The 21,959-nt window shown below is 60.1% G+C and carries 16 protein-coding genes and 5 pseudogenes; 11 read left to right on the top strand and 10 right to left on the bottom strand.

All coding sequences use genetic code 11. From position 1 onward, the window contains the following. Positions 1-462: 462 nt before the first annotated feature. The 5 genes and pseudogenes from NKI70_RS28920 to NKI70_RS28900 form a co-directional block, all read left to right on the top strand. A pseudogene (locus NKI70_RS28920) lies at positions 463-1,042 on the top strand (transposase family protein); the annotation flags it as partial. A 540-nt stretch (positions 1,043-1,582) separates the two neighbouring features. After that, a complete protein-coding gene (locus NKI70_RS28915; RefSeq protein WP_023678365.1) occupies positions 1,583-1,900 on the top strand; it encodes an ArsR/SmtB family transcription factor in 318 nt (105 codons plus the stop codon). Continuing rightward, positions 1,897-2,385 carry an SRPBCC family protein gene (locus tag NKI70_RS28910; RefSeq protein ID WP_023678366.1) on the top strand — a complete coding sequence of 163 codons (489 nt, stop codon included), beginning with the start codon at positions 1,897-1,899 and terminating at the stop codon, positions 2,383-2,385. Before NKI70_RS28915 ends, NKI70_RS28910 begins: the two co-directional genes overlap by 4 nt. Positions 2,386-2,622: 237 nt before the next feature. Next, a complete protein-coding gene (locus NKI70_RS28905) occupies positions 2,623-2,871 on the top strand; it encodes an MAPEG family protein (protein ID WP_352725700.1) in 249 nt (82 codons plus the stop codon). 979 nt (positions 2,872-3,850) lie between these two features. Continuing rightward, a complete protein-coding gene (locus NKI70_RS28900) occupies positions 3,851-3,988 on the top strand; it encodes a hypothetical protein (RefSeq protein WP_352725698.1) in 138 nt (45 codons plus the stop codon). A 583-nt stretch (positions 3,989-4,571) separates the two neighbouring features. Here NKI70_RS28900 and NKI70_RS28895 read toward each other — a convergent pair. Then, positions 4,572-4,874, bottom strand: coding sequence for a DUF1236 domain-containing protein (locus tag NKI70_RS28895; protein WP_352648076.1), 303 nt, complete (start codon positions 4,872-4,874; stop codon positions 4,572-4,574). 1,063 nt (positions 4,875-5,937) lie between these two features. Between NKI70_RS28895 and NKI70_RS28890 the strand changes: the two genes are divergently transcribed. Further along, positions 5,938-6,150: a hypothetical protein gene (locus NKI70_RS28890; protein WP_352693751.1), complete on the top strand. Its 213-nt coding sequence runs from the start codon at positions 5,938-5,940 to the stop codon at positions 6,148-6,150. Positions 6,151-6,247: 97 nt separating this feature from the next. On the opposite strand, the gene NKI70_RS28885 is transcribed toward NKI70_RS28890, so the two are convergent. From NKI70_RS28885 to NKI70_RS34090, 3 genes are all read right to left on the bottom strand, one after another. After that, positions 6,248-6,484 (bottom strand): hypothetical protein, encoded by a 237-nt coding sequence (locus tag NKI70_RS28885; RefSeq protein ID WP_352693753.1) that lies wholly within the window; start codon positions 6,482-6,484, stop codon positions 6,248-6,250. Positions 6,485-6,654: 170 nt separating this feature from the next. Next, positions 6,655-6,897 (bottom strand): hypothetical protein, encoded by a 243-nt coding sequence (locus NKI70_RS28880; protein WP_352693755.1) that lies wholly within the window; start codon positions 6,895-6,897, stop codon positions 6,655-6,657. Between the two features lie 493 nt (positions 6,898-7,390). Beyond that, positions 7,391-7,765, bottom strand: a complete 375-nt coding sequence (locus NKI70_RS34090) for a hypothetical protein (RefSeq protein ID WP_502894652.1) — start codon at positions 7,763-7,765, stop codon at positions 7,391-7,393. 107 nt (positions 7,766-7,872) lie between these two features. Here NKI70_RS34090 and NKI70_RS28870 point away from each other — a divergent pair. Together NKI70_RS28870 and NKI70_RS28865 are read left to right on the top strand one after the other, a co-directional pair. Beyond that, positions 7,873-8,396, top strand: a pseudogene (locus NKI70_RS28870) (transposase); the annotation flags it as partial. A 193-nt stretch (positions 8,397-8,589) separates the two neighbouring features. Next, a complete protein-coding gene (locus NKI70_RS28865) occupies positions 8,590-9,441 on the top strand; it encodes an alpha/beta fold hydrolase (RefSeq protein WP_352693757.1) in 852 nt (283 codons plus the stop codon). 200 nt (positions 9,442-9,641) lie between these two features. On the opposite strand, the gene NKI70_RS28860 is transcribed toward NKI70_RS28865, so the two are convergent. Together NKI70_RS28860 and NKI70_RS28855 are read right to left on the bottom strand one after the other, a co-directional pair. After that, a complete protein-coding gene (locus NKI70_RS28860) occupies positions 9,642-10,505 on the bottom strand; it encodes a ferritin-like domain-containing protein (RefSeq protein WP_502894653.1) in 864 nt (287 codons plus the stop codon). A gap of 158 nt (positions 10,506-10,663) precedes the next feature. Then, positions 10,664-11,386: an RNA polymerase sigma factor gene (locus tag NKI70_RS28855; protein WP_352693759.1), complete on the bottom strand. Its 723-nt coding sequence runs from the start codon at positions 11,384-11,386 to the stop codon at positions 10,664-10,666. Between the two features lie 310 nt (positions 11,387-11,696). On the opposite strand from NKI70_RS28855, the gene NKI70_RS28850 reads away from it, so the two are divergent. Both NKI70_RS28850 and NKI70_RS28845 read left to right on the top strand, forming a co-directional pair. Beyond that, the gene (locus NKI70_RS28850) at positions 11,697-12,170 is read left to right on the top strand and encodes an ABC transporter permease subunit (RefSeq protein ID WP_352725696.1); all 474 of its coding nucleotides are present in this window, start codon (positions 11,697-11,699) and stop codon (positions 12,168-12,170) included. A gap of 44 nt (positions 12,171-12,214) precedes the next feature. Then, positions 12,215-12,963 (top strand): annotated as a pseudogene (locus NKI70_RS28845) (amino acid ABC transporter ATP-binding protein). A 73-nt stretch (positions 12,964-13,036) separates the two neighbouring features. Here NKI70_RS28845 and NKI70_RS28840 read toward each other — a convergent pair. Both NKI70_RS28840 and NKI70_RS28835 read right to left on the bottom strand, forming a co-directional pair. Next, positions 13,037-13,333 (bottom strand): annotated as a pseudogene (locus NKI70_RS28840) (ABC transporter permease); the annotation flags it as partial. Positions 13,334-13,558: 225 nt separating this feature from the next. Further along, a pseudogene (locus NKI70_RS28835) lies at positions 13,559-13,645 on the bottom strand (ABC transporter permease); the annotation flags it as partial. A 269-nt stretch (positions 13,646-13,914) separates the two neighbouring features. Between NKI70_RS28835 and NKI70_RS28830 the strand changes: the two are divergent. Next, positions 13,915-14,475 (top strand): MBL fold metallo-hydrolase, encoded by a 561-nt coding sequence (locus NKI70_RS28830; protein ID WP_352725694.1) that lies wholly within the window; start codon positions 13,915-13,917, stop codon positions 14,473-14,475. Between the two features lie 226 nt (positions 14,476-14,701). On the opposite strand, the gene NKI70_RS28825 is transcribed toward NKI70_RS28830, so the two are convergent. Together NKI70_RS28825 and NKI70_RS28820 are read right to left on the bottom strand one after the other, a co-directional pair. After that, a complete protein-coding gene (locus NKI70_RS28825) occupies positions 14,702-15,352 on the bottom strand; it encodes a response regulator transcription factor (RefSeq protein WP_352693765.1) in 651 nt (216 codons plus the stop codon). After that, entirely contained in the window at positions 15,336-21,755 is a 6,420-nt protein-coding gene (locus NKI70_RS28820; RefSeq protein WP_352725692.1) for an AAA family ATPase, read from the bottom strand. Before NKI70_RS28820 ends, NKI70_RS28825 begins: the two co-directional genes overlap by 17 nt. Positions 21,756-21,959: the final 204 nt, after the last annotated feature.

The following is a 21,959-nucleotide window of genomic DNA, read 5'->3' as shown; positions in this document are numbered from 1 at the left end:
CTAAACAATAGTCCTTACTCGTTGCACGCTTCGCATGAAGCGACGCTAATCCGAGCCCTGGAGCCCGCCAATTCACCGCGCGTGGCGCTTTAAATATGCTGACGACAAGAAGGTCTGCCACCTTCCGTATTGAGCTCCGGATGGATCGCAGCTTCGGTCAACAAAGAGAAGTGACTCGAACGTCCGCGGTGGGGCGCATTGCCGCCCGGCCGCTGTAGGGCCGAGAGCAGACCGGCACCTTCGGAGCCCTGCAGGAAGATAGGGACGTTCCAGTCCGAGCTGACGTGGCAGGCTAACCTAAAACGGACTGATCGATCTGACAGGTGGGACCCTTGGGCAGCCCTTATGTCCGCTGTCGTGAGGCGGACTGGCAGGGTTGGTTAGCGAAAAGCTCAGGTCGACCAGATGTTTGATCCCAGATTTTGATGGGGCATCCTTGTCCTCCGAATCAAGTGATGCGCTATGGGCCAGGTTCTGCATGGGCACGCCACGACGACAGAGGCGGTCCTCGAGCGATACAGAACAGTCAAGAGAGCCTGAGAGCGCTGGCGAAGCGCTACGGGATCAACCAGAAGACTGTTGCCAAATGGCGGGAACGGACCTCGGTGGCCGATTTGCCGATCGGTCCGAGAGAGCCTAGATCGACAGTGCTCTTGTCCGAGGAGGAGGCCGTCATCGTCCCTTCCGGCGCTACACTCTGCTGCCGCTCGACGATTGCCGCTACGCGTTGCAGCCGACGATCCCGCATCTGACGCGCTGTTCATTGCACCGCTGTCTGCAGCGCCACGGCAGCGGCCGATTGCCGGATGTCGAGGGCGACAAGCCGGCGAAAAAGAAGTTCAAGGCCTATCCGATCGGCTTCTTCCACGTTGATATCGCGGAGGTTCGAACCGAACAGGGCAAGCTACACATGTTCGTCGCCATCGACCGAACCGCGGGTTCGCCTGTCGAGCTGCACGAGAAGGCTCCGACAGCCATTTCCAAAGAGTTTCTGCTACGCCTGATCGCGACCGTCCCCTACAGGATCCACACCGTTCTCAGCCAGCCATTTCGCGGCGGAGGTCCGCCCAAAGATGGCGGCGTTGAAGTTCGCTCAATGCACCGACAGTGGCGGCAAACCGGAGCGGTCGTGACGAGACATGAGATGCTCGATGACGTCTCGCTGTACTGGCTCACAGAATCCGGGGCTTCCGCCGCACAGATCTATTGGGAAGATCATTCCAACAATTTCAACGCCGTGACATTGTGAAGATGCCCGTGGCGGTGACCGTCTTCCCCGGGGAGATCTATCGCGCGAGCGCAGCTGGGTCGAGCGCTGCTACAACAACCTGGTCTACTTCAGCAACGCCGAAAACGGCGGACATTTCGCGGCATGGGAGCAGCCGGAAATCTTCACCCAGGGACTTCGGGCGGCTTTCCGGTTGCTGCGCTGATTGAGCAGTGGAGGCGGCGTACCTTACATTTAGTCACCGAGTAGCGCGCGACATCACCTGAACTTTTAACGACGGGGTCTGGACCAGGGCTGAGTTCCGTCGATCCCTCCAGGTTGACAGCGCAGGCCCATCGATTTAAGTTCGCGTTAGTGGCAACTAACGCGAAACATTGGACAGCGCTCGGAGACTCGACGAGGCGCACGATATTCGAATTGTTGGTCGAACAGCCTTGTTCGGTCAGCGGACTTGCTCGTGTGCTGCCTGTAACCAGGCCGGCGGTCTCTCAGCACTTGAAAGTACTCAAGGATGCCGGGCTTGTGGCCGACACGCGCTCAGGCAAGGAACGAATATACCGTATCGATCCGGACGGCCTAGCAAGTCTGCGCGCGGAAATCGATCAGTTCTGGAGCAAGACCCTGGCGAGCTACAAACTGGCCGTCGAGCACCCAAAGAAGGACCAGCCATGAGCAAGCTTCCTGCAACCGCGCCCGTAAGGCATTTCGTCGTTGTCGAGGCACCTATCGCGCGTGCCTTCAAGGTCTTCACCGAGGATTTCGGGAAATTCAAACCTCGCGAGCACAATCTTCTTGCCGTACCGATCGCAGAGACGATCTTCGAACCCTGGGTCGGGGGCCACGTTTACGATCGCGGCGTGGACGGCAGCGAGTGCCGCTGGGCTCGTGTGTTGGCTTACAATCCCCCCAGCCGGCTGATTCTGAGCTGGGACATCAGCCCTCGGTGGCAGATTGAGAGCGACCTGAACAAAACCAGCGAATGGGAAGTCCGGTTCACGGCTGAGACGGAGAACCGAACCCGGGTTGAGATCGAGCACCGGAATCTCGAACGCCATGGCGAAGGCTGGGAGGGCGTGCGCGGGGGGGTTGATAGCGATCAAGGCTGGCCGCTGTACTTGCGGCGGTTCCACGACCTTTTCCCCGGTGCGACCGCCTGACACCGCTGGCGACTTTGAGGGCGTGACTGGCAAGAACCGTTTGGTCCACTGCGATCCCAGTGAGTGGAGACAAGACGGAAGTCTATTGTTAAGCGTTCTCGGCGTGCTCGCGCTCTGTTTGCTATCGGTCGTATTGGCAGTCTACTCAGGTTCGTCCAAGGGTTTGCAGGAGCGCTGGCAGGACCGGTAGTCCCAGCAGACGACGAGAACCGGCTCTAAAGGATCGACCGCGTTCACATGAACTCGGTCGAGGCGCTGGCGCCCCTTGTCGTGCCCTCGGCGCTAGCCATGATGGTTGGCGTTGAACCGGCCACTTTGGCGATATTGGTCTGGACCCACGTCGCGATACGCCTCCTCCACCTGGGAGTCTACCTGCGCGGCGGAAACGCCGCCAAGGGAGGTAGTGTCAGAACGATCTTGTACGTCTCTGGCGCGCTGGTCACGTTTGTCCTTATTCTTGTGACTGGATGGGCAGCACTCAAGTGACGTTGGCGCCACTCCTTGGAGGCCACAGGGAAAGAAGTCGTTCCACTCCAAGCAGCATCCCCACCCCGATAAGAGCTCCTGAGCATGCAGGGGACGTTCGGCCTCTAGCAGGCTGTTGAAGAAGCATCCCGTTTGGCCTTGAGGATAGCCTCATGCAATCCTTCTTCCGTCTGACCTGATCAACCCCAGCCGCCTCCCTCGCTTCCACCGCCGCCGCCACCAGAAGGAATGACAGGCGCAGGAACAGGCTCGTCCTCAACCGGTATAATCACTTTCTTCGCGATTTTTTGTTTGCGAACGGGCTTGACGACCTTCGGCGGAGGCACCCGGCGGACAATCTTCGGCTGGGGCGTTTCGAAACGTCCATACCCTGGTCGACCATCCTCGTTGAGGGATGCTGCAAAATCTGCTCCGCCGGCAAAGCGTGCGGGGATAGCTGCATATCGAGGCAGAGAAAGTACCACAAAGCACCGGGCTGTGCGTGCGACGGATAGGGCGCCGACCCGGCAATCAGCCAATGACACCGAGGAATGGGTCAGCTACGCTGACGCGGCGGCGGACTTGATTCCGCCTGGCCGGCACCTATCCCATGCCCTCCCCCGCTCCCGATGGGTGCCGGCCATCTTCAGCGCGACGCGAGCGCTTCAGTTCCCCCGGAGCTTAATCGGATCCCAGCCTCACCGGCCGCCGCTCGTGCAGGCATGCGCCCCGACCGTGCTGAACAGTGCGTCTTTGCGTACCGCCGGATGGAGCGGCAGGTACTTAGCTCCGCCACGGGGCTATGATCCGAGGCGGGTAGGCCGCCGAGCAATGTCCCTTCATCGGTGGTCCGCCGGGTGCCCACTGTATGCCTCGATCGATATGATGCCTTTAACAAAGCGGAAAGAACTGTGACCTTATCCAGAGCAGACAGGACGTAGATGAGGTCGCAAGCCGACCCGCAAATGACAATCAAACTCCTGACCCAACAAATTTCTCGATGGTTGATCTCATTTCGTCGAGCGACGAGGAGGTCTCTGCACTCGTCAGGCGAACCGAGCGCCTTGCCATTACCGTGACCACACTAATGGCGATCTTCCTGATCTTCGCACCGGTGGTCTTCATTGCTCTGATGTAGCCTCCTCTCAGTTGCTCGGTGCGGATCTTGCTCTGGGCATTGGGTGGGCCGGCATGTTCCTGGACCTACTTCCGAAGGTGCTCGCGCATCTCTCGATTGCTGCTGACGAAAGCGCTGCCGACGTATTGCGCGTGCCGATCTCAGGCGAGTGCCGGCATTCCCGGCTCGCACTCGGCGCCCGGCATTTCGAACTCACTTTCGGGGCCTGCAAATCTTCCGCGCTCCCGGCGGGGGCATGGCCAAGTGCGTGTGCTTCTGGAAAATCCCAATCGTGTCGGTATAGGTAATCCGGACCTCGCGTCCGCACCCCTCGCACTTGTAATGGGAAACAACCTGGAACCAGCCGCCGTTCTTGACGAGCGAAGTTGCAATGCGGGCATTGGAAAGTCAGACCGGCAGAGGATAGAATGGGAGAGAGGGACATTGCAGCGCCTCGCATTCTGGAGAGCTCAAAGCTTGTCCAGCCCGTCAACGAAGGATGCGGCTATCAAATCGTCGGCTTCAATTTCCCCCTTGCGCTTCTCCGGTCGCGACCTTCCCGCCGTACCTTTCGGAACGGCGGGCTGTCCTCTGAGTCGTCAGGTCACTGGATGATCTTGACGATCTTGCGTGTGCCCGGGTCGACAACGACGGTCCGATCGTCGACGACCGTATAGCGATACTTCTTGACGTTAGGCACTTCATGAAGCTCGACCGTATCGGGCAACGTCGAACCGATATTGAGCTCCACTCCAGGGACTTTCACCGATGCGAGCGGCTGCTTCTTGACATATTCCTTGATGACGGTTTCCTGCTCAGGCTCGATGACGACGTCCTGAGCGGCTACGGCGCCGACACCTGCAAGCAGCAAGAATCCCGCGACTGCGGTGGAAAGATGAATTCTCATAGCTATCTCCTTGTGGGCTCGTGGGCGCAAAACATCGCGCCAAAGCGCCCCAAACCTGCAGCTTCTCTAGACGTTCCAAACTGAGCCTTAAGGCTTGCGTGCGTAGGACCTAAGTCTGAGTCGCTGCGCGCAATGGCCCCCCACAGTGTAGCCGTCCGGAACTGCGTCTGTTCGTACTCGTTGCGGTCCCTCAAGGGAGGAGCCTATGGAGAACAGTGTTCACGAAGCTCGCTGGCTGCTTGCACCGGTTTTCGCCATCTCCCTCACCTGCTTGGTGATTGGAATAGTCGCGAGTTGATGGTCGTTAGCCAGAAATGACGCTCAAAAAGTCCCCAGAAATTGTATTTGCGCAGCTAGAGTCCCTTCCTGCGCTGATGGGATCCGCCCGCCAAATCGAGGAAGTGGCGGGCGGATTCTCATTTGCAGCTGCTGAGTGAGTAGGAAAACGGAAATGAACGAGAACAAGGGCAACCAAGCCTACGTCGAACCGAGGCCGCCTATCGATCGATCGATGCGTTTTATGAGGTGGAACGTTTCGCGCGGAAAAATTGCATTTCGCCAAGTCATGACCGCCAGACCCTCACCAAGGCAGTGAAAAAGCTGCGAGATCGCCATTGAAAAACCCGCCGCACTCCAACCAAGAGTTGGGGATTCCATATCCGGCCTCATGTTCGCTTTTTACACACCGTTCACTCGTGCATCCTGACGGGCACTATTTTTGATGCATCAGCTACTACAGCGACGGTCTTCTGAATCTTGGGGGTTCAAAATGCCTTTCAAACGAGCCGGTCTATACCCATCCGATCTGGACCTTTTCCAACGCGTTTTTCGACCAACTCTGCAGTGAGGAGAAGATCGCCCGCTCCTCCCAAGCTGACCAAATGCTCGCAATGCAAATAGTTGGCGTCTTTCGAGAGACAGGCTCGAACGACACCGATCTGCCCGAGCTCGTGAGAGCGAAACGTAGCATTCTTCGTCCCAAAAATTCCCCAGCCGCTACTCCATAGCGGCGGGAAAGATAAGCGTTACGAAGACGCCTCGGGACTCATATTCGGACCTCAGCTTGTTCCATGACATGACCTTGCCAGGCGCCGTTTTGCTTCTGGAGCCCGATGATCTCATGGTGCCGCTCGACGATCAGACCACGGCAGCGAGGATCACTGCTTGCCTCGTACTGGACCATGTGGAGGCTGAGCCATTGGCGCTCGCGTACTTTGCCGAACCCTGGTGTTTCTCCAGCCCGGCGGATGAGGCAGCCGTTTTTCGCCGGTGGTGAGTTCATTGATGGCCTTGGAGAACTCGTCAAAATGCTGACGAGCCCGAGCGAACGCCGCATGAGTCCGACCTCGCTCTGTCGCTACATCGGTGTGCGGCTAGCGGCCAAAAGGCTCAAACCGTGCGGCTGTGTCCGTGCTGCCAGGATCGATCTTCGCCAACCGCGATCTCGCCTCGGCCACGCGTCGTTGCGCAGCCCGGATCGTGCTGCACAGCGCGAGGTTGATACCGACACCGCAGTCTTCATCCAGCATTTCATTTGCACGTTCGAGGGAGCGTTCGGCCCGGTTAAGCCGCTGTCGGGCTCTCGCCAGTTCCATATCCAAAAGTTCCATTATTCCGAATCCATTGCGGTCCCTTCGATTTGTAAACCGCTTGTGGTCGACGTTGGTTCCGGCTGTTCGCGAGCGTGTCGCTCAGACGTCGATGTGGCGGGCACGGTTCTGGAGCGAGAGTGGTGGCGCCGGTGGCCTGAAGATCGCGACGAACGAAACGCCGGCCCAGTTCAACCCGCGCGACGTCCTTCAAAGCTGGGGGGATCGATCTTCACCAATCGGTCTGCGGCCTCGACCGCAGTTCGTATCCTTCTGCAGAGCGCGAGATTTTCGGCCAGCATTTCTTCAGTGCGTCGAAGCGCGAGCTCGGTCCGGTGGATGCGCTGCCTGGCATTGGCAACTTCCGATGTCAAAATATCGGCCGCCATCCCGTGGCCGTGGGGTTCCATAGTGTCCATGGGTTTGTAATACATGGGGGGCGATATCGTTCCCTGTTGTCGTGCGAAGCGGGGTATCGCAGCGTTCTGGATTGCGACTGGCGAAAAATGAAGGCCTCGAGCGTTCATCGACTGACCATTGGAAACGGCACCTGAAAACTTCACATTGAACCGTTCATCGGAACGACGCTGCTTTCCCACATCACGGTGCCGGCGGTGCGCAAGTTCGCGGACAAGCTGCGGAACGAAGCAACGAAGGCCGATTGCAGACGATGGCCCGGAAGGCTCTCGGTTCGCTTGGGGCGCTTTGCTCTGACGCGCAGGAACGCGGCCTGGCCACACGCGATCCGGTCAGGGCCTCCGCCGCGCGCGGCGCAGAGGCAAGGAGCGCTAGGCGGAAAAGCGACAGAAAAGCAAGCGCAAGATCAGCGTCGACATACCGACGCGCGAAGAGATCAAGGCCATTCTTGCCTCATCGACGGGACGCTGGCGCCCGCTTCTCGGCACTGCCGTCTTTACCGGCACGCGATCATCGGAGCTTCGCCGGCTGCGATGGAGTGACGTGGATTTCGAGCGAGCACAGATTAGCGTTCACCAGCGCGCCGACGACTATGGGGCGATCGGCCGGCCAAAGCCTGAAGCGGGAGAGAGAACGATCCCTGGTTGGAAGCTCGCCTGCCCCCGTCGCGTGACTGGCAACGACGCCGCGGGCAATCCCGTCAGGGAATTGCACTAGGTGTTCCCGATAGCAAGCGGCAATATCGAAAGCGGATCGAACATCACCAAACGCGGTTTCCTCCCAACGCAGGTGTCGGCTGGCGTGACTGTCGCGAGCGAAGAGAGAAACCAGGACGGCGAAGTCGTCATGGCGGCCAAGTATGGCGGCATGCACGCCCTTCGCCATTTCTCTGCATCATGGTTGATCAATCGGCCAGAAGGTTGTGGGCTCGGCCTTCCACCAAAGGTCATCCAGGAACGGCTAGGGACATAGCTCGATCGTGATAACCATGGACGTCTGCCCATGAAGGCATCAAGGCGGCCGTCACCAAGGTGCTGTGCGCGATCTGGCAGAGGTGCCGCGTCCACTTCATGAGGAACGTGCTGGCCCATGCCGGCAAGAGCGGGCGCCGCGGTCTCCGCTTTCATCGCCACCGCCTTCGCCCAGGAAAACGCCCGGGGCCGCAAGCACGCAATGGCGCGCCGTCGCCGACCAGATCCGGCCGAAGGTGCCGAAGCTGGCGACAATCATGGACGACGCCGAGCCCGACGTGCTTGCCTACATGACTTTCCCCAAGGAGTACCGCGCCAAGCTGCACTCGACCAATCCGATCGAGCGCCTCAACGGCGAGATCAAGCGGCGCACCGAGGTCGTCGGCATCTTCCCAAATGATGACGCCATCGTCCGCCTGGTTGGCGCGATCCTGCTCGAACAGAACGACGAATGGGCTGTGCAGCGCGCCAGATACATGACGCTGGAAACCATCAGCCAAATGAGCGATGATCCTCTGATCAGCCTGCCAGCCGTGGCACGCTGATCAGCCCGGCCCCGTGCCGGAGAGCGCGGCGACCAAGCCGTCAGCTACACCACTCCCTGGGACACGATCTTGCTTTGCAGCTCCCTATGGCACATGGCGAGCTTGAGATCGGACCGGACGACGCAAGATTGCCAAGGCTGGCGGCGATACTGAGGTGAGATCCCCTAGGTGTCATCCGGTGCGCAGCGAAATATTGAAACTTGATGATTTGGTTCTGGCCGCCGACGTGACCGGCAATCCGCAGCATCCGGCACTGCTGCTGCTACACGGTTGGCCACACAATCGTCGGGTCTACGACACTGTGATCGACGCCTTCGCGGCGGATTTCTACGCAATTGTCCCTGATCTGCCGGGCATCGGCGAGTCTATCGGCGCTCCACGAACCGGCGAAAAGGCAGTGCTCGCGGATATCGTCCTCACGGCTGCGGAAGAGCTTGGCGCCAAGGACATCGTGGTCGCCGGGTTTGATGTCGGCGGCATGATTGCCTTTGGATCGGCCCGCGAACATGGGGCGCGCATACGCGGCGCGGTGGTAGCCCATACGGTCTTGCCGGGCAGCGAACCCTGGACGAAGGTGATCAGCAATCCGCATATCTGGCATTTCGCCTTCCACGCCATACCGGAGCTGCCCGAGGTGCTGGTTACCGGTCACGAACGGGAGTATTTTGACTTCTTCACGAATTTCCTTGCCGGGAGGAAAGAGGCGGTAACGGAGAAACACCGAGCCGCCTTCACCAAAGCCTATGAACGACCGGAGGCATTGAAGGCCGGCTTCGACTGGTATCGAGCGTTCGAGGCGGACGCCAAGAAGAACATGCGGCACAAGCGGATCAGGACGCCCATGCTTTATCTGCGCGGCAACGCGGACGGCCGCGGAATCGAGGACTATGTTGCTGGGATCGAGGCAATTGGTGCCGAGGCCTTGACAGGTAAGGTCATCAGCGGAGCTGGCGAGTTCATGCCCCTCGAAAAACCGGAGGCATTCGTCCAGGTCGTGCGCGACTTTGCGAAGAGCGCTGTGTCGGCTAGGGCCAAGGCAGCGTAGCGTTGTACTACCCGACGAGCCACAGCAATGTCGTCAGCGCGAGGATTCACTCATGGCGCATAGAAGGGCCGAGGTTCGCTTGTGGCGAAGCTGACGATCCGTGGCTCCCATTATCATCATTATTCATGGTCTTTCTCCGAGAGCAGCCGATATCAGGCCGCTCGGTTTCCGGCGGCCGATCGTCACCCGTCGCAACTGGCTCAGGTGCTTTTGAGCGTGCCGTTCATCCCTTCCGGATAGAAGCCGCCCTTGCTCACTCCGTCCTTGTCGGTGAGGTAGACGATCCGGAGCACCTGTTGCGGTGTTCTGGTGAAGGCGATTGCGTCCGGCGTTGAAGGAACGATGTTGGCTTTGCCGTCCACCTGGATCCCCTGGTCCTTATCGTCCGATCCGTCGATTTTGTCTCGGGCATCGGAGACAGCGTTGGCGGCCTTCCAGGCTTTCTCTCCCTTCCGGTATAGCGTAGATCGCGCCATTCCCATGTGGTAGGCCTCGACCGCCAGGATGCCTGCGGCGGCGGCGAGGAAGTCTTTGTTTTTCAGAACTGTCGCCGCACCCGCATAGGCGGTGACGCCGACATCCTCGAACAGCATGCCGCCGAGAACGAAGTTCGTTTCGTTACCGAAGGGATCGAAGTCCCGCCCGAGGCCAGCTGCCTCCGTAACCGCCTTGAACCCCGCATCGAAATCTATGGCCGGCCTGTCGACGGCGTTCTTTGCAAGCGTCTTGCGGTAGAATCGGACGTGCGCAAGTTCGTTTTCAGCAACTTCCTGCATGAATTGGCCGATGGCGGGTGTTTCGAAGGACACTTTCTTTCCGCCGACGACATCGCCCGGTTTCGAGCCGGCATCGGCGTCGTCGATACCCTTTCCGGTGGTGCCGCGGAGGTAGTATTCAGCCTCCATATATTCGAGATTGAGCGCAAAGCGGAAAATGTCCTCGTCCGATATGTCCTGTGCCAATACCGGAGAAGGCCGCGCGATGCCGCCGAGTGCCGCTCCGGCACCGAGTACGACAAGTCCCTGAAGCGACTGACGCCGGGATAGGTGAAGTGCGCCCTGCATAGCGGTCTCCTATGTTTGTTGATTCAACACCGCTGTCAGCACCGCGGCGCCGAATGCATTTGCCCGACGATTAGATGGTCCGGGGCGCCGAAATATTCCCGTGTCCCGCTACAAAAGCCCCGCGAAAGAAGCCGGCGTAATCTCGGCGTGGACTGCGTCTACGTGCGCTCGGTCGCCACATTCAACAGATGAGTATTCTTTCGAACCAGGCTGATTGCGAGCCGATCTAAGACTGATTGCGCGAGGCGGTCACAACGGGCGCCAGCGAAGAGAAACGTATCCGTGAACACGGTGGTGAGCTTGTCACGCAGCGCCTCGCGAAGCAGCCGGCGTGCGCGATAAAGGCGGGTGCTCACTGTCTGAGGTCGCAATGCCAAAAGAAAAGCCGTTTCCTCAATGCTCATTTCCTCAACGTCCCGCATGACAAAGACGATGCGAAAGGGCTCTGGCAGGCCACCGACGGCCCCCTCCAGGAGGCCGCGGATTTCAACGAGCGCGGCTGCTTCTTCGGGATCAGGGTTGTGGGCGCTGAATGGAGCGACCATGCCTTCGATGGCTTTCACGTCGACAGTGGGCCGCCTTTTCCGGCGGCGTCCCAGCGCCTCGTTCAGCGCGATCCGGGTGAGCCAGGTCGACAGCCGCGCCTCCGCGCGGAATTCGGCCAGATGGGTGAAGGCGTGGATATAGGTCTCCTGAAGTACGTCCTCCGCCTCAGTGTCGTCATTCAGGACGGCGCGGGCGACCCGGTGAAGCCGCTGATTGTGACGCTTGATGATTAACCAGAATGCGGCGGGGTCACGCTGACGCGCGTGTTCAACCAGCCCCGCGTCGTCAAGGTCTTCGATCCTCACTGCCTCGTTGGATCCGGTCGGCTTCACCATAGGCGGTCCAGATGCATCAGCTTACTATGAGATAAGCGTTTTCCGGGTTTCGGTCTGCAGCCCTGTGGAAACTTGGGACTCTAGCGAACCAGAGGTCTGCTCACCACCCAACCGCGACGTAGAACGCTCCACGGCAGTAGGGCGGAGCCGAACCCTTCGGCCGGCTCGGTCGCGCCAGAAGCAGTCACTCCGTAGCGAGCCCTTGAATGACCGCAATGAGGCCGATGAACGAACCCGCTGGCCTGTGGCCCGCGGGTTCCTTCCTCGGGTACTTGCGTACGCCTGCCGGCGCCCGACCGGGCTGCCGCTCTTGTCCATCCTGTTCGTGGCATCGATCATGATGCCGCTGTTCCTGCCCGAAGCCTTGTTGCCCGACAAGTTCGTGCGTGCGCTGGTCGCCCTCACCATCTTCGCCGCGGCCTATCTCGCCGAGGTGATCCGCGGCGGCCTGCAGGCCATCCCGAATGGCCAATACGAGGCCGCGGCGGCGCTCGGCCTGCCCTTCTGGCGCACGCAATATCTCGTCATCCTGCCGCAGGCGATCCAGGTGGCGATCCCGGCGCTGGCCAACACCATCATCGTCATGATCAAGAACACCAGCCTTGTCCTGGTGGTCGGCCTGTTCGACCTGATCAGCTCCGGTAAGGCGGCGCTGGCCGACCCGGACTGGCCGTCGCCGGCGGCCGAGACGTTCCTGTTCATCGGCGCGATCTTCTTCGCACTCTCGTTCTCATTCGCCCGCTTCGCCGACTTCCTGGAGAGGCGCGGCCCCACCGCTCACTAGGAAATGTTGTGATGTTATCATCCGCCGCCAAGCGCGTTCCGCCCATGCCCGATCCCAATGATCCGCCGGCAATCGAAATGACCGGGATGAACAAGTGGTACGGGAACTTCCATGTGCTGAAGGACATCGACTTGACAGTCCTTCGCGGCGAAAAGCTGGTGATCTGCGGGCCCTCGGGCTCGGGCAAGTCGACCATGATCCGTTGCATCAACCGGCTGGAGGAGCACCAGCAGGGACAGATCGTCGTCGACGGCGTCGAACTCACCAATGATTTGAAGAAGATAGACCTAATTCGCCGCGACATCGGCATGGTGTTCCAGCATTTCAACCTGTTCCCGCACCTGACCATTCTGGAGAACCTGACGCTGGCGCCGATCTGGGTGCGCAGGATGCAGCGCGCACAAGCCGAGCAGACCGCCATGCATTATCTGGAACGGGTGAAGATTCCGGACCAGGCGCACAAATATCCCGGCCAGCTTTCAGGCGGTCAGCAGCAGCGGGTTGCGATCGCGCGTGCGCTCTGTATGAGCCCGAAAATCATGCTCTTCGACGAGCCCACGTCGGCACTCGATCCGGAAATGGTCAAAGAAGTGCTCGACACCATGGTCGCGCTGGCTGGGGATGGCATGACCATGCTGTGTGTCACGCACGAGATGGGATTTGCCGCCAGGTCGCCGACCGCATCGTCTTTATGGACCAGGGCGAGATTGTCGAGATGAACACGCCCTCCGAATTCTTCTCGCATCCGCGTCACCAGCGCAGCAAACTGTTCCTTACCCAGATCCTGAACTAGCGAACCTCTTCCGCCAGCCCAAGCGTCGGCCGGATGAGCAGACGCAAGTCAGAAATCTGGTCCGAGTCCTGGATCAGCGCGCCGCGACCTGCCAGACCGCGACGCCGGCGAGGATGAGGCCGGCGACACCTTCTATGCCGCGCGAGATGAGGTCGAACAAAAAGGGCCGACTCTCGAAGAAATGCACCAGCCGCTCGCGAAGCAGGATCGACAGCGCCGCGACTGACGAGAGTGTCAGCGCGACGCCAAGCATCATGGTGATCGCGAAAAGGATGCCGGCTCCGGGAACGCCTCGCAACATGGCGAAGCTCATCACGAACAGCGTCAGCGGACACGGGATCAGGCCGGCAATGACACCGACGACCTCCCCTTCATGTTTGTGCCTGCCGGTGGTTCAGCGCGCGCCATCCATCCACAGACCGATGAGCCCGAGGAGTGCGCGACTGACATCTTCGAGCAGCGGTGCCCGGCCAACACTTCCCAGAACAATAAAAGCGCGTCACGTTCGTCCGGCCTCATGCGACACGCTTTAGGTTCTTGTTTTTATGCATGCCGTTTTCGCAAAACCGCTGCACACTTTTGCGCGACATGCATTAGACACGAGCGGCAAGGAGAGGACGGCGATCAGCACCGCCATCGTCACATGGGTAACAGAGAGCGTGATCGAGACGAGTAGACTGCGCAAGACCTTCGCATCCGAGCCGGCGCTGGACGGCTATATCGACATTAAATCCGAGCTTTTCATCGGGCTCGACGCGAGGCGGAGCGGCTGGCGGAGGTCAGCTTCAACAAGCCCGGACCGCGCCGCGCACCGGTCAATGCCTATCTCGTCAATCTGCGCGACCGTCTGGTGCTCGTAGACGCCGGTACGTCGGACAGCATGGGCCGTCACCCGGCCGCCTTTCAGCCGCTACCGAGGCGGCCGGCGTCGCTCCGGACCAGATCGACACTTTGCTGATTACTCACATGCATCCCGACCACATCAACGGCGTTCTGACTCCCGCCGGCGAGGCGCTATTTCCAAATGCAGAGCTCGTCGTCACCGCAACCGACTACGCTTTCTGGCATGACGACGCGAACATGAACCAGGCGCCGGACGAGGCGAAGCCGTTCTTCATCAGGGCACGCAAGCCCGCCGCCGCTTATGCGGACCGCCTGCCGCAAGTGGACGGCGAGCGCGACGCGCTCGGCTCGATCCACACCGTGCCGTTGCCCGGCCACACGCCGGGCCATGCCGGCTTCATTGTCGAATCGGATGGCGAGGCGCTGATGTCGTGCACATGGCGACCTCAGTTCGCCCGCCCGGAGTGGAGCATCGCGTTCGATGTCGATTCCAAACTGGCCGCCGAGATGCGCAAGCGGACGCTCGACCGGGTCGCTGCCGATCGGATGCCGATCGCCGGGATGCATTTGCCGTTCCCCGGTTTCGGACATGTCGGGCGCCACGGCAAGCCCATCGCTTCGTGCCGGCCGAATGGGTCTATGAACTGTAGGCAGAAGTCGGCACGTTAAGCGACGCGTCTGCATCCGCATCGTCAAGTTCTGGGGTTCGACATGGATGCGCTGACATAGCCCAGATCGGGCGAGCCTTCGATGCGGTTCTTTTTAGGCCGGTGCATCAGCGGGGCTGTAGCGGCGCTCTGAGGTCTTGCCGTCGGGCTCCGGGCATAATCAACATTCAGGTGGAGCACCCGGCCAGGCGCAGCTGGTCAGGTTTGCGCATCTCTTTTGGCTCGGATTATTTGGCAAAACGTCTAGAGTTGCTGGAAGGGTCGATCGCATCGGTCATTCGCACAAGTTCGGCGACCGATCGCGCGTTCATCTTTTGCATCACTTGCCCGCGGTGGAGTTTGACTGTCGCCTCGCTCAGACCAATGTCCGCGGCGATCTGCTTGTTCCGGCGCCCAGTTACGACCAGTGCCATGACCTCGCGCTCGCGCGGCGTCAGGGTTTCAAAGTCCGCGCCAACTCTCGAGACGGTGCGAGCACAGGCCCGGTGGGCTTGGTCCCGCTCGATTGCCAAATGAACGGCATCCAATAGATCTTGACTTCGGACAGGCTTCGGCAGGAACTCCACGGCGCCGGCTTTCATGGCCCGAACAGCCATCGGAACGTCGGCGTGACCGCTGATGAATATGATTGGGAGACGGACGCCCTCCCTGACAAGGAAGTCTTGGAAGTCGAGCCCACTCTGCCCGGGGAGGCGAACGTCAAGAACCAAACACCCAGGACGATCCGGCTGGTCGTCGGCAAGAAACGCCTGGACAGATGCGAATAGCTCCACGCGGAGGCCAATCGACTGGAAAAGTTCGTTCAACGCCTCGCGGATGGACTCGTCATCATCAATGACAAAGACCGTCGGCCTTGTATCGTCAATGCGAGGAGACATGGGCATTGTCGTCGACGAAAACGGGCAGGGTAAAGCAAAAGGCACTTCCCAAGGGCACTCTCGGCGCGGTCCATATGCGACCGCCATGCGCTTCGATTATGGAGCGACAAATCGACAATCCCATGCCGATTCCTTCGCGCTTCGTAGTGAAAAAGGCTTCGAAGAGTTGGGCGCTGTTGTCCGGATCCAACCCGACTCCTGTGTCGGAAACAGTCACCAAGATGTAGCCAGGATCACCCGGTTGAGTGTCTATATGCATACGTCGAGGCTGATGCTGGCTCGCAGAGATCGCCTCAATACCGTTCATAATCAGATTCAAGAGCACCTGCTGCATCTGGATACGGTCCCCAAGGATCTCGGCATCCATCGTGAGGTCTGTCTCCGCGACTATCTCATGTCGGCGCAGTTCGCCACGCGTCAGCAGCAGCACCTCAAGGATTACTTGATTGAGATTCAGTTCGCTCATCTGCGGTGGAGACTTCTTGGCCAGGGCCCGGATGCTGGCGATGATATCACCGGCGCGGTGGCCGTCCCTTACGATGCGCTCTGCGGCTTGCCGTGCCTTCGAGATATTGAGATGTTCGTCTGTAAGCCACTGCACGCAAGTTGCGGCATTGGTCACGATTGCCATCAGCGGCTGGTTGACTTCATGGGCGATCGAAACTGTCAGTTCCCCCATGGCGGTCAATCTTCCCGCGCGGGCAAGGCCTGCCTGAGCCTCTCGAAGCGTCATCTCGAACCGATGCGCGTCTTCCTCTTTGGCTCGTTGTTCGGTTATGTCGAAAATCGTCCCCCCGTAACTTGGAGCCTCGCTTTCATTCAACGCCAATCGCCCACGGCTCTGAACCAACTTGACCGATCCGTCGGGCAGTACGATGCGGTGCTCGAATTCGAATTCTCCCCCATCTGCCATTGCGGTTGCATGCACGGCTTCGACGTGGTCCCGGTCCTGCGGATGCACACGCGCCAATAGTGCCTGATAGGTGACCTCCCTTTCACTTGCGTTGAACCCGAAGATCCGTGCGCACTCCTCAGACCACGATATACGGTCTGTCCCGGCACTCCAGCTCCAGCTCCCGGTATGACTGATCCTTTGGCCCTCTGCCAGCATCGACTCGCTCTTGCTTAGAGCGTCTTCGGCGTTCTTCCGGTGCACGATGACGCTTGCGAGATGGGTAAACTGTTCCAAGATCCTTTCCTCCCATGCTGTGATCTCACGTGCTTCACGAGCATAGAGCGCCAAGGTACCGAAAACGCCGCCGCTGCCTGAGAGTATGGGCGTTGACCAGCAGGCTCTCAGGTCATGATCCAGGGCCAAGTTGCGATAGTCAATCCAGAGCGGATCGGTTTTGATATCTGAGACGAAAACCTTCTCCGCGCGATAGGCTGCGGTGCCGCACGATCCGGCTGCAGGTCCGATCAGCCCGCCGTCGATAGCCTTCGTGAAGCTCGCCGGAAGGCTTGGAGCGATACAATGTCGAAGTGTGTTGGCCGCTGCATCCAGGACCAACAAGCTTGCCGGAGATCCGCCTGTCATATCTTCGATAGCTCGAACCAGGGAGTCCAGAATTGGCATCAGATCGCAGCCGTCCGCGATCATTTCAAGGAGCCGCTTCTCTGCGGAAATCAGCTCTTCGGCACGCTTGATGTCTTCGATGTCTGTGTTCGTGCCATACCACTTTACGATTGCGCCGCTTTCATCGCGCATAGGCGAGGCCCGTACCAGAAACCTGCGGGTCGCGCCGTCGAACCGTACCATGCGCGCTTCGATTTCTCCTCCAACGCCAGTCGCCAGAACGTCCGTCCATTTCTTTACGACCTTGTCGACATCGGCAGCGTGGAAGGTGGAGATCCATACATCGCCCGTCATTGCTTGTGGCGGGATCCCGGTAAAATCGTGCCACCGCTTGTTTGCAAACTCGATCGAGCCGTCGGGTAGTGCGCTCCAGGCCAGCGCGGGGATCATGTCGAATGACTGGCGCAACTCGACTTCCGCCCCTCGCGCGTATTCCTGCGCTGTCTTGATATCCAGGAATAACTGCGCGTTTTCGATCGATATGGCCGCCTGGGAGGCAAGAACCCGCAATAGCGACAGCTTGTTCGGTGTGAACAGATGGGACGATAGGTTGTTCTCCAGATAGAGGACACCGACAAGCAGTTTCTGCTTGACCAGCGGGAGACATAAGACGGACCGTGGACACGCGCGGAGCAGATAGGGGTCGGCCGAATGCGGATTGGCAGTCAAAGCGTCATCCAGGATGATGACATCATGCGTGCGCGTGACAAAGTTTAAGATGGACTCAGGCAGCTCGCTTGCCGGTCTGGATTGACGCCGCGGATGCACGACTACGCCTTCGGCGCTGGTGATGGCCTCAGCGACGATGCGCATCTCCCCTTCCAGCGGCAGGAGCAGGAGCCCACGGACAGCGCCGGCGTGCTCAACCACCGCTGTCATCAATCGCTCGATCAACCGCTCAAGAATAATCTCGCCGGACACTGCCTGCGACACCTCGATCACAGCAGCCAGATCCAGGTGCTTCAGCTCGATCCCGCTCGCAGCTGTTCCTACGCGCGGCGATAGTTCGCCGCCCAGTTGGGGATACAGCCGATCGAGTTGGCTTACCTTGGCGGCGGCACCCCAACGAAGGTAGCAGGACCGCGCGTTGCGTAGATAAGCGTCGGCGATCGTCTCGAAGCCGCGCTCTGCGTAGAACCGCGCGGCAAGCTCGTTGGCAATGCCCTCGTTATGGACGAAATCCTGCTCGCGCGCCGACCTCACAGCGTCCTCGTAAAGCCGCATGGCGTCCAAGTCCCGTCGTTCAAGACGGGCCAGCTCGGCCCCGAGCAGGGCCGCGCGGTGCGTGAAATTTTCGGGGCCGCTCTCCGCCCACGTCGTGATTTGCTGGTGATGGGCTGCAAGCTCTTCCAATTGGCTGGATCTTTCCTCCGCCGACGCGGAGTCGTAGCGCCCCGCCCGAGCGAGTCCCGCATAGAAATGGTATTCTGGCAGCTCGATTTGAGTCGGCAGCGTCCAAAGCAAAGACGCGACCTTCGATGCTGCTGCGACGGCAGATGCGTAATCGCCGGCATAGACGCGGGCTTGCAGCTTGCGAATCCAATAGCGGGAGGCGGCGATCGCCAGTCGCGGGTTGTCCTCCAGATGTTGCTCGAACTGGAGTTCATCGAACTCTGCGTCATTGAAAGAGTTGAAATCCGGCGTTTGCCCGCGGAGGGTCCGGATAAGCCTGAGTTGCGCGACGATGACATCGCTGATGAGACCGAAGCGCGCGCGCCGCACGAATTCGAGCGCACTCTCCGCCTCTCGTTCGACTTCGCCGAGCGGCTCGCCGGAGGCGAGAAGGATGGTGACCAGGTCGACGCGGGAAAAGGCGGCAAAGGTAAGGTCACCCGCGTCCCGCGCCGCCTCAAAGGCGCGTCGCAGGAAGACTCGGCAGGTCGCCAAATGCTGCGTCCAATGGGCAAGGTGGAGCGTGAACACCGAATAGACGCTGCCGCTGAGACGGTCGAGACCTCGCTTCTCGACCAGATCCAAGGCAAGCCTGCCGAAGCGACTACCGGCCTGGGGGTTGCCCAAGTAGATGCCGAGGACGCTGCCAAGCAGCGCATAAGCGAGGCATGATCCATCGGTGTTGCCGTACTGGAGGCTGAGCGCTGCCATCCGTACAATGACGAGACGGAACAGGTTCAAGTCGGTGAACTGGGCCGGCGATAGGAGCGCGGTGAGCACGTTCATGGTCGCCCGCCGGTCGGGGTCGGTCATGAGTGGCAGATCGACCAGGGCCTCGATCGAGCCAGCCTCGATCGGCCGCCATAACCGACCATATTCCTGGCGAATGTCCTCCTCCGTCGCATGCCGCGACCACTGGAGGTCAACCCGCCGGAGATAGTCCAGGCCAACCTCGACAGCGCTGTCGCTGCGGTCCAAGGTCGTGTAGAGATTGAGGCGAACACAGGTCACGGCAGCAGCGTCAACGGTGGTCTGCGGGCGCATTGACAGCGCCGAGAGACGTGCTTCCGCTGACGCCAACTCTCCGGATAGATACTCGCACTCAGCCCAGTTCAGCTCAAGGTCGAACGTGAGTCGGTACCACCGTTCCCATTCGTTGTTCGCCAGCAGAGCGCGGCCGGCGGTAAAATACTGCAGGGCCGAGGCATAGGCGGTTGCCGCCTTGGCCCGCTTGCCCGCTATGAGGTCAAGCCCGGCGACTTGCTCGCGCTCCTCCGGCGTGGCAATTAGCGCCGCGCCGCGAGCGAACTGGTTCACGACTTCGAAGATGCTCTCCTCGAGTTCCTCTGTCGTGGCCCGCGCTGCAAGCAGGCGGCCAATCCGAAGATGCACAATGGCACGCTCGCCTTCTGCGACGAGTGCATAAGCCGCTTCCTGCACACGGTCATGGGTGAATGCGAAGCCGCCGTCCACAATCAGGACAAGGCCCGCGAGAATGGCTTCCCAAAGCGCGTCATCCGTTGCCTGCTCGGACCGCCCGACGACGATGCTCAGCGTCATCAGCCGCGCACCATTTCCGAGGCAGGCCAGAATCTTCACCGCCTCCAATGCCGCGCCGGACAGGCGTGCCAGTCTTCCGGCCATAAGCTCGGCGAGGTTGTCGGTGATCCCCTTGGCGCCGATACGGGCCACATCCCACCGCCATGTGCCCGCGTTCCGGTCGAAAGCGAGCAGTTCTTCGTCTCCAAGCGCTGCCAGGAACTGCCCAGCGAAAAATGGGTTACCCTCGGTCTTGTCGTACACAAGCTCGGCTAAAGGCCGAACGAAATTGGCATCTGACTGTAGAGCGTCCGCCAACAGAAGCGATACTTCGTTGCGCGCTAGAGATCCAAGACGCACCTCTTCAAGCCTGCGATTAGCGTTCCGCATCATCTCCAGGGTCGGAGCGAGGGAATGAGTCGGTCCGATCTCATTGTCCCGATAGGCACAGATCAACAGGAGATGTCGAACGTCCGACTCCGCAGCGAGACGCCGAATGAGCTCGATCGTGGCCGCATCCAGCCACTGCACATCGTCGATAAACAACGCCAGCGGGTGATCCGGCCGGGCAAAGACCCCAAGGAACCGCTGAAAAACCAGGTGAAAGCGATTCTGCGCGTCCTGAGGCGGGAGATCGGGCGCCGGCGGTTGCTCGCCAATTATGACGGCGAGCTCCGGGATCAGGTTGATCATCAGTTGGCCGTTCGGCCCCAGCGCCTCGAGTAGTTCTCGCCGCCGCCGATCAAGGTCCGTTTCTTCGAGGCTCAGGATCTGGCGGACGATGCCTTGGAAAGCCTGGGCAATGGTCGCGTATGGAATGTCGCGCTTGTACTGATCGAACTTACCGGCCGCGAACAGGCCTGGCTTTGAAACCAGAGCCTTGCGCAGTTCCCCCACCAGCGACGACTTGCCGACTCCCGCGGGACCCGACACTAGAACGACCTCCGTCTCTCCCAGTCTGGCGACGCGACCGAAGGCCTTCAGGAGGCTGTCGAGCTGACCGGAGCGTCCGTACAGGCTCTCCGGGATCCGAAGCCGGTCTGGGCGATCACTCGCTGCAATCACGAATGCGTCGACGCGTCCATATGTCGTCCATGAATCGAAACAACGCCGCAGGTCGGATTCGACCGCGATGATGGTCTGGTATCGATCTTCCGCTGTCTTGGCCAAGAGTTTGACCAAAATCGCCTCGAGGGTTTGCGGGACATTGGGCACACGTTCACGCGGCGGGATTGGCTGGCGCGCGATATGGCAATGGATCCATTCTATGGGTTCAGAGGCGGTGAACGGCAGCTCTCCGGTCAACATCTCGTAAAGGGTGACGCCGAGGGAATAGAGATCACTGCGCGAATCGATTGAGCGGTTCGTACGGCCTGTCTGCTCGGGAGACATGTAAGGAAGTGTTCCTGCGATCAGTTCCGGCGGCGCTGGAGGCTGGCGTTCGCGGGGCAGTTGGATCGCTAGGCCAAAGCCCATGAGCCGAACATGCCAGTTGTCGTCGACGAGTACGTTCGCCGGCTTGATATCCTTGTGTATCAGGCCACAGGCATGGACCTGCCGAAGCGCTGCGACAAGCCCGATGGCCAAGTTCAGGAAATCTCCTTGTGGCAGAGGCGCGCCGAGTTGCCCGTCAAGTGGACGGCCGCCCGGGTCTTCAAGCACGAGCGCCATACGGCCTTCATGGCGTGCAAGCGCCACCGGCCGGACCGCCCAGGCGGGGTCAAGCTGGTCCGACAACGCAAGCTCTCGCTCCAGCCGTTCGAGAGTCGACCTTTGCGGTTGGAGGGAGGTTGGGGACAGAACAAGGATCGTCTTGCCAGACGCTCGTCCGCGATAGAGAGCGGTCTCGCCGTCTTCGCGCAGCCTTTCCAGCACATATCCGGAAATGTCCATCATGGCGGCCCCCGCTTCGCGGCACTTAACCTTGCAACCGTAGTCGTTCCGCAAGGCGGCCGGTAGCTAAAAACCAACTTACCTTTCATTAGAACAAGGCGTTTTTGCCCAAGCGAGCTGCGGGCGGCCGCCTAACAAGTCCTCACGCAATCTCTCGCGATCTCCTTCGATCTATGCGGTTCCCTGACGTAAGTTGGAGGCATACCA

Origin of the sequence: Mesorhizobium sp. M0500 (assembly GCF_040321165.1) — a bacterium.
Lineage (GTDB): Bacteria > Pseudomonadota > Alphaproteobacteria > Rhizobiales > Rhizobiaceae > Mesorhizobium.
The sequence above is the reverse complement of the archived record's forward strand: the minus strand, read 5'-3'. Positions and strand labels throughout refer to the sequence as shown.

Coding starts and splice junctions, on each gene's coding strand:
- NKI70_RS28910 (WP_023678366.1), top strand. CDS start 1,897: ATGAGCAAGCTTCCTGCAACCGCGCCCGTAAGGCATTTCGTCGTTGTC.
- NKI70_RS28905 (WP_352725700.1), top strand. CDS start 2,623: ATGAACTCGGTCGAGGCGCTGGCGCCCCTTGTCGTGCCCTCGGCGCTA.
- NKI70_RS28900 (WP_352725698.1), top strand. CDS start 3,851: ATGGTTGATCTCATTTCGTCGAGCGACGAGGAGGTCTCTGCACTCGTC.
- NKI70_RS28895 (WP_352648076.1), bottom strand. CDS start 4,874: ATGAGAATTCATCTTTCCACCGCAGTCGCGGGATTCTTGCTGCTTGCA.
- NKI70_RS28885 (WP_352693753.1), bottom strand. CDS start 6,484: ATGGAACTTTTGGATATGGAACTGGCGAGAGCCCGACAGCGGCTTAAC.
- NKI70_RS28880 (WP_352693755.1), bottom strand. CDS start 6,897: ATGTATTACAAACCCATGGACACTATGGAACCCCACGGCCACGGGATG.
- NKI70_RS34090 (WP_502894652.1), bottom strand. CDS start 7,765: ATGGCGAAGGGCGTGCATGCCGCCATACTTGGCCGCCATGACGACTTC.
- NKI70_RS28860 (WP_502894653.1), bottom strand. CDS start 10,505: ATGCAGGGCGCACTTCACCTATCCCGGCGTCAGTCGCTTCAGGGACTT.
- NKI70_RS28855 (WP_352693759.1), bottom strand. CDS start 11,386: ATGGTGAAGCCGACCGGATCCAACGAGGCAGTGAGGATCGAAGACCTT.
- NKI70_RS28825 (WP_352693765.1), bottom strand. CDS start 15,352: ATGTCTCCTCGCATTGACGATACAAGGCCGACGGTCTTTGTCATTGAT.
- NKI70_RS28820 (WP_352725692.1), bottom strand. CDS start 21,755: ATGATGGACATTTCCGGATATGTGCTGGAAAGGCTGCGCGAAGACGGC.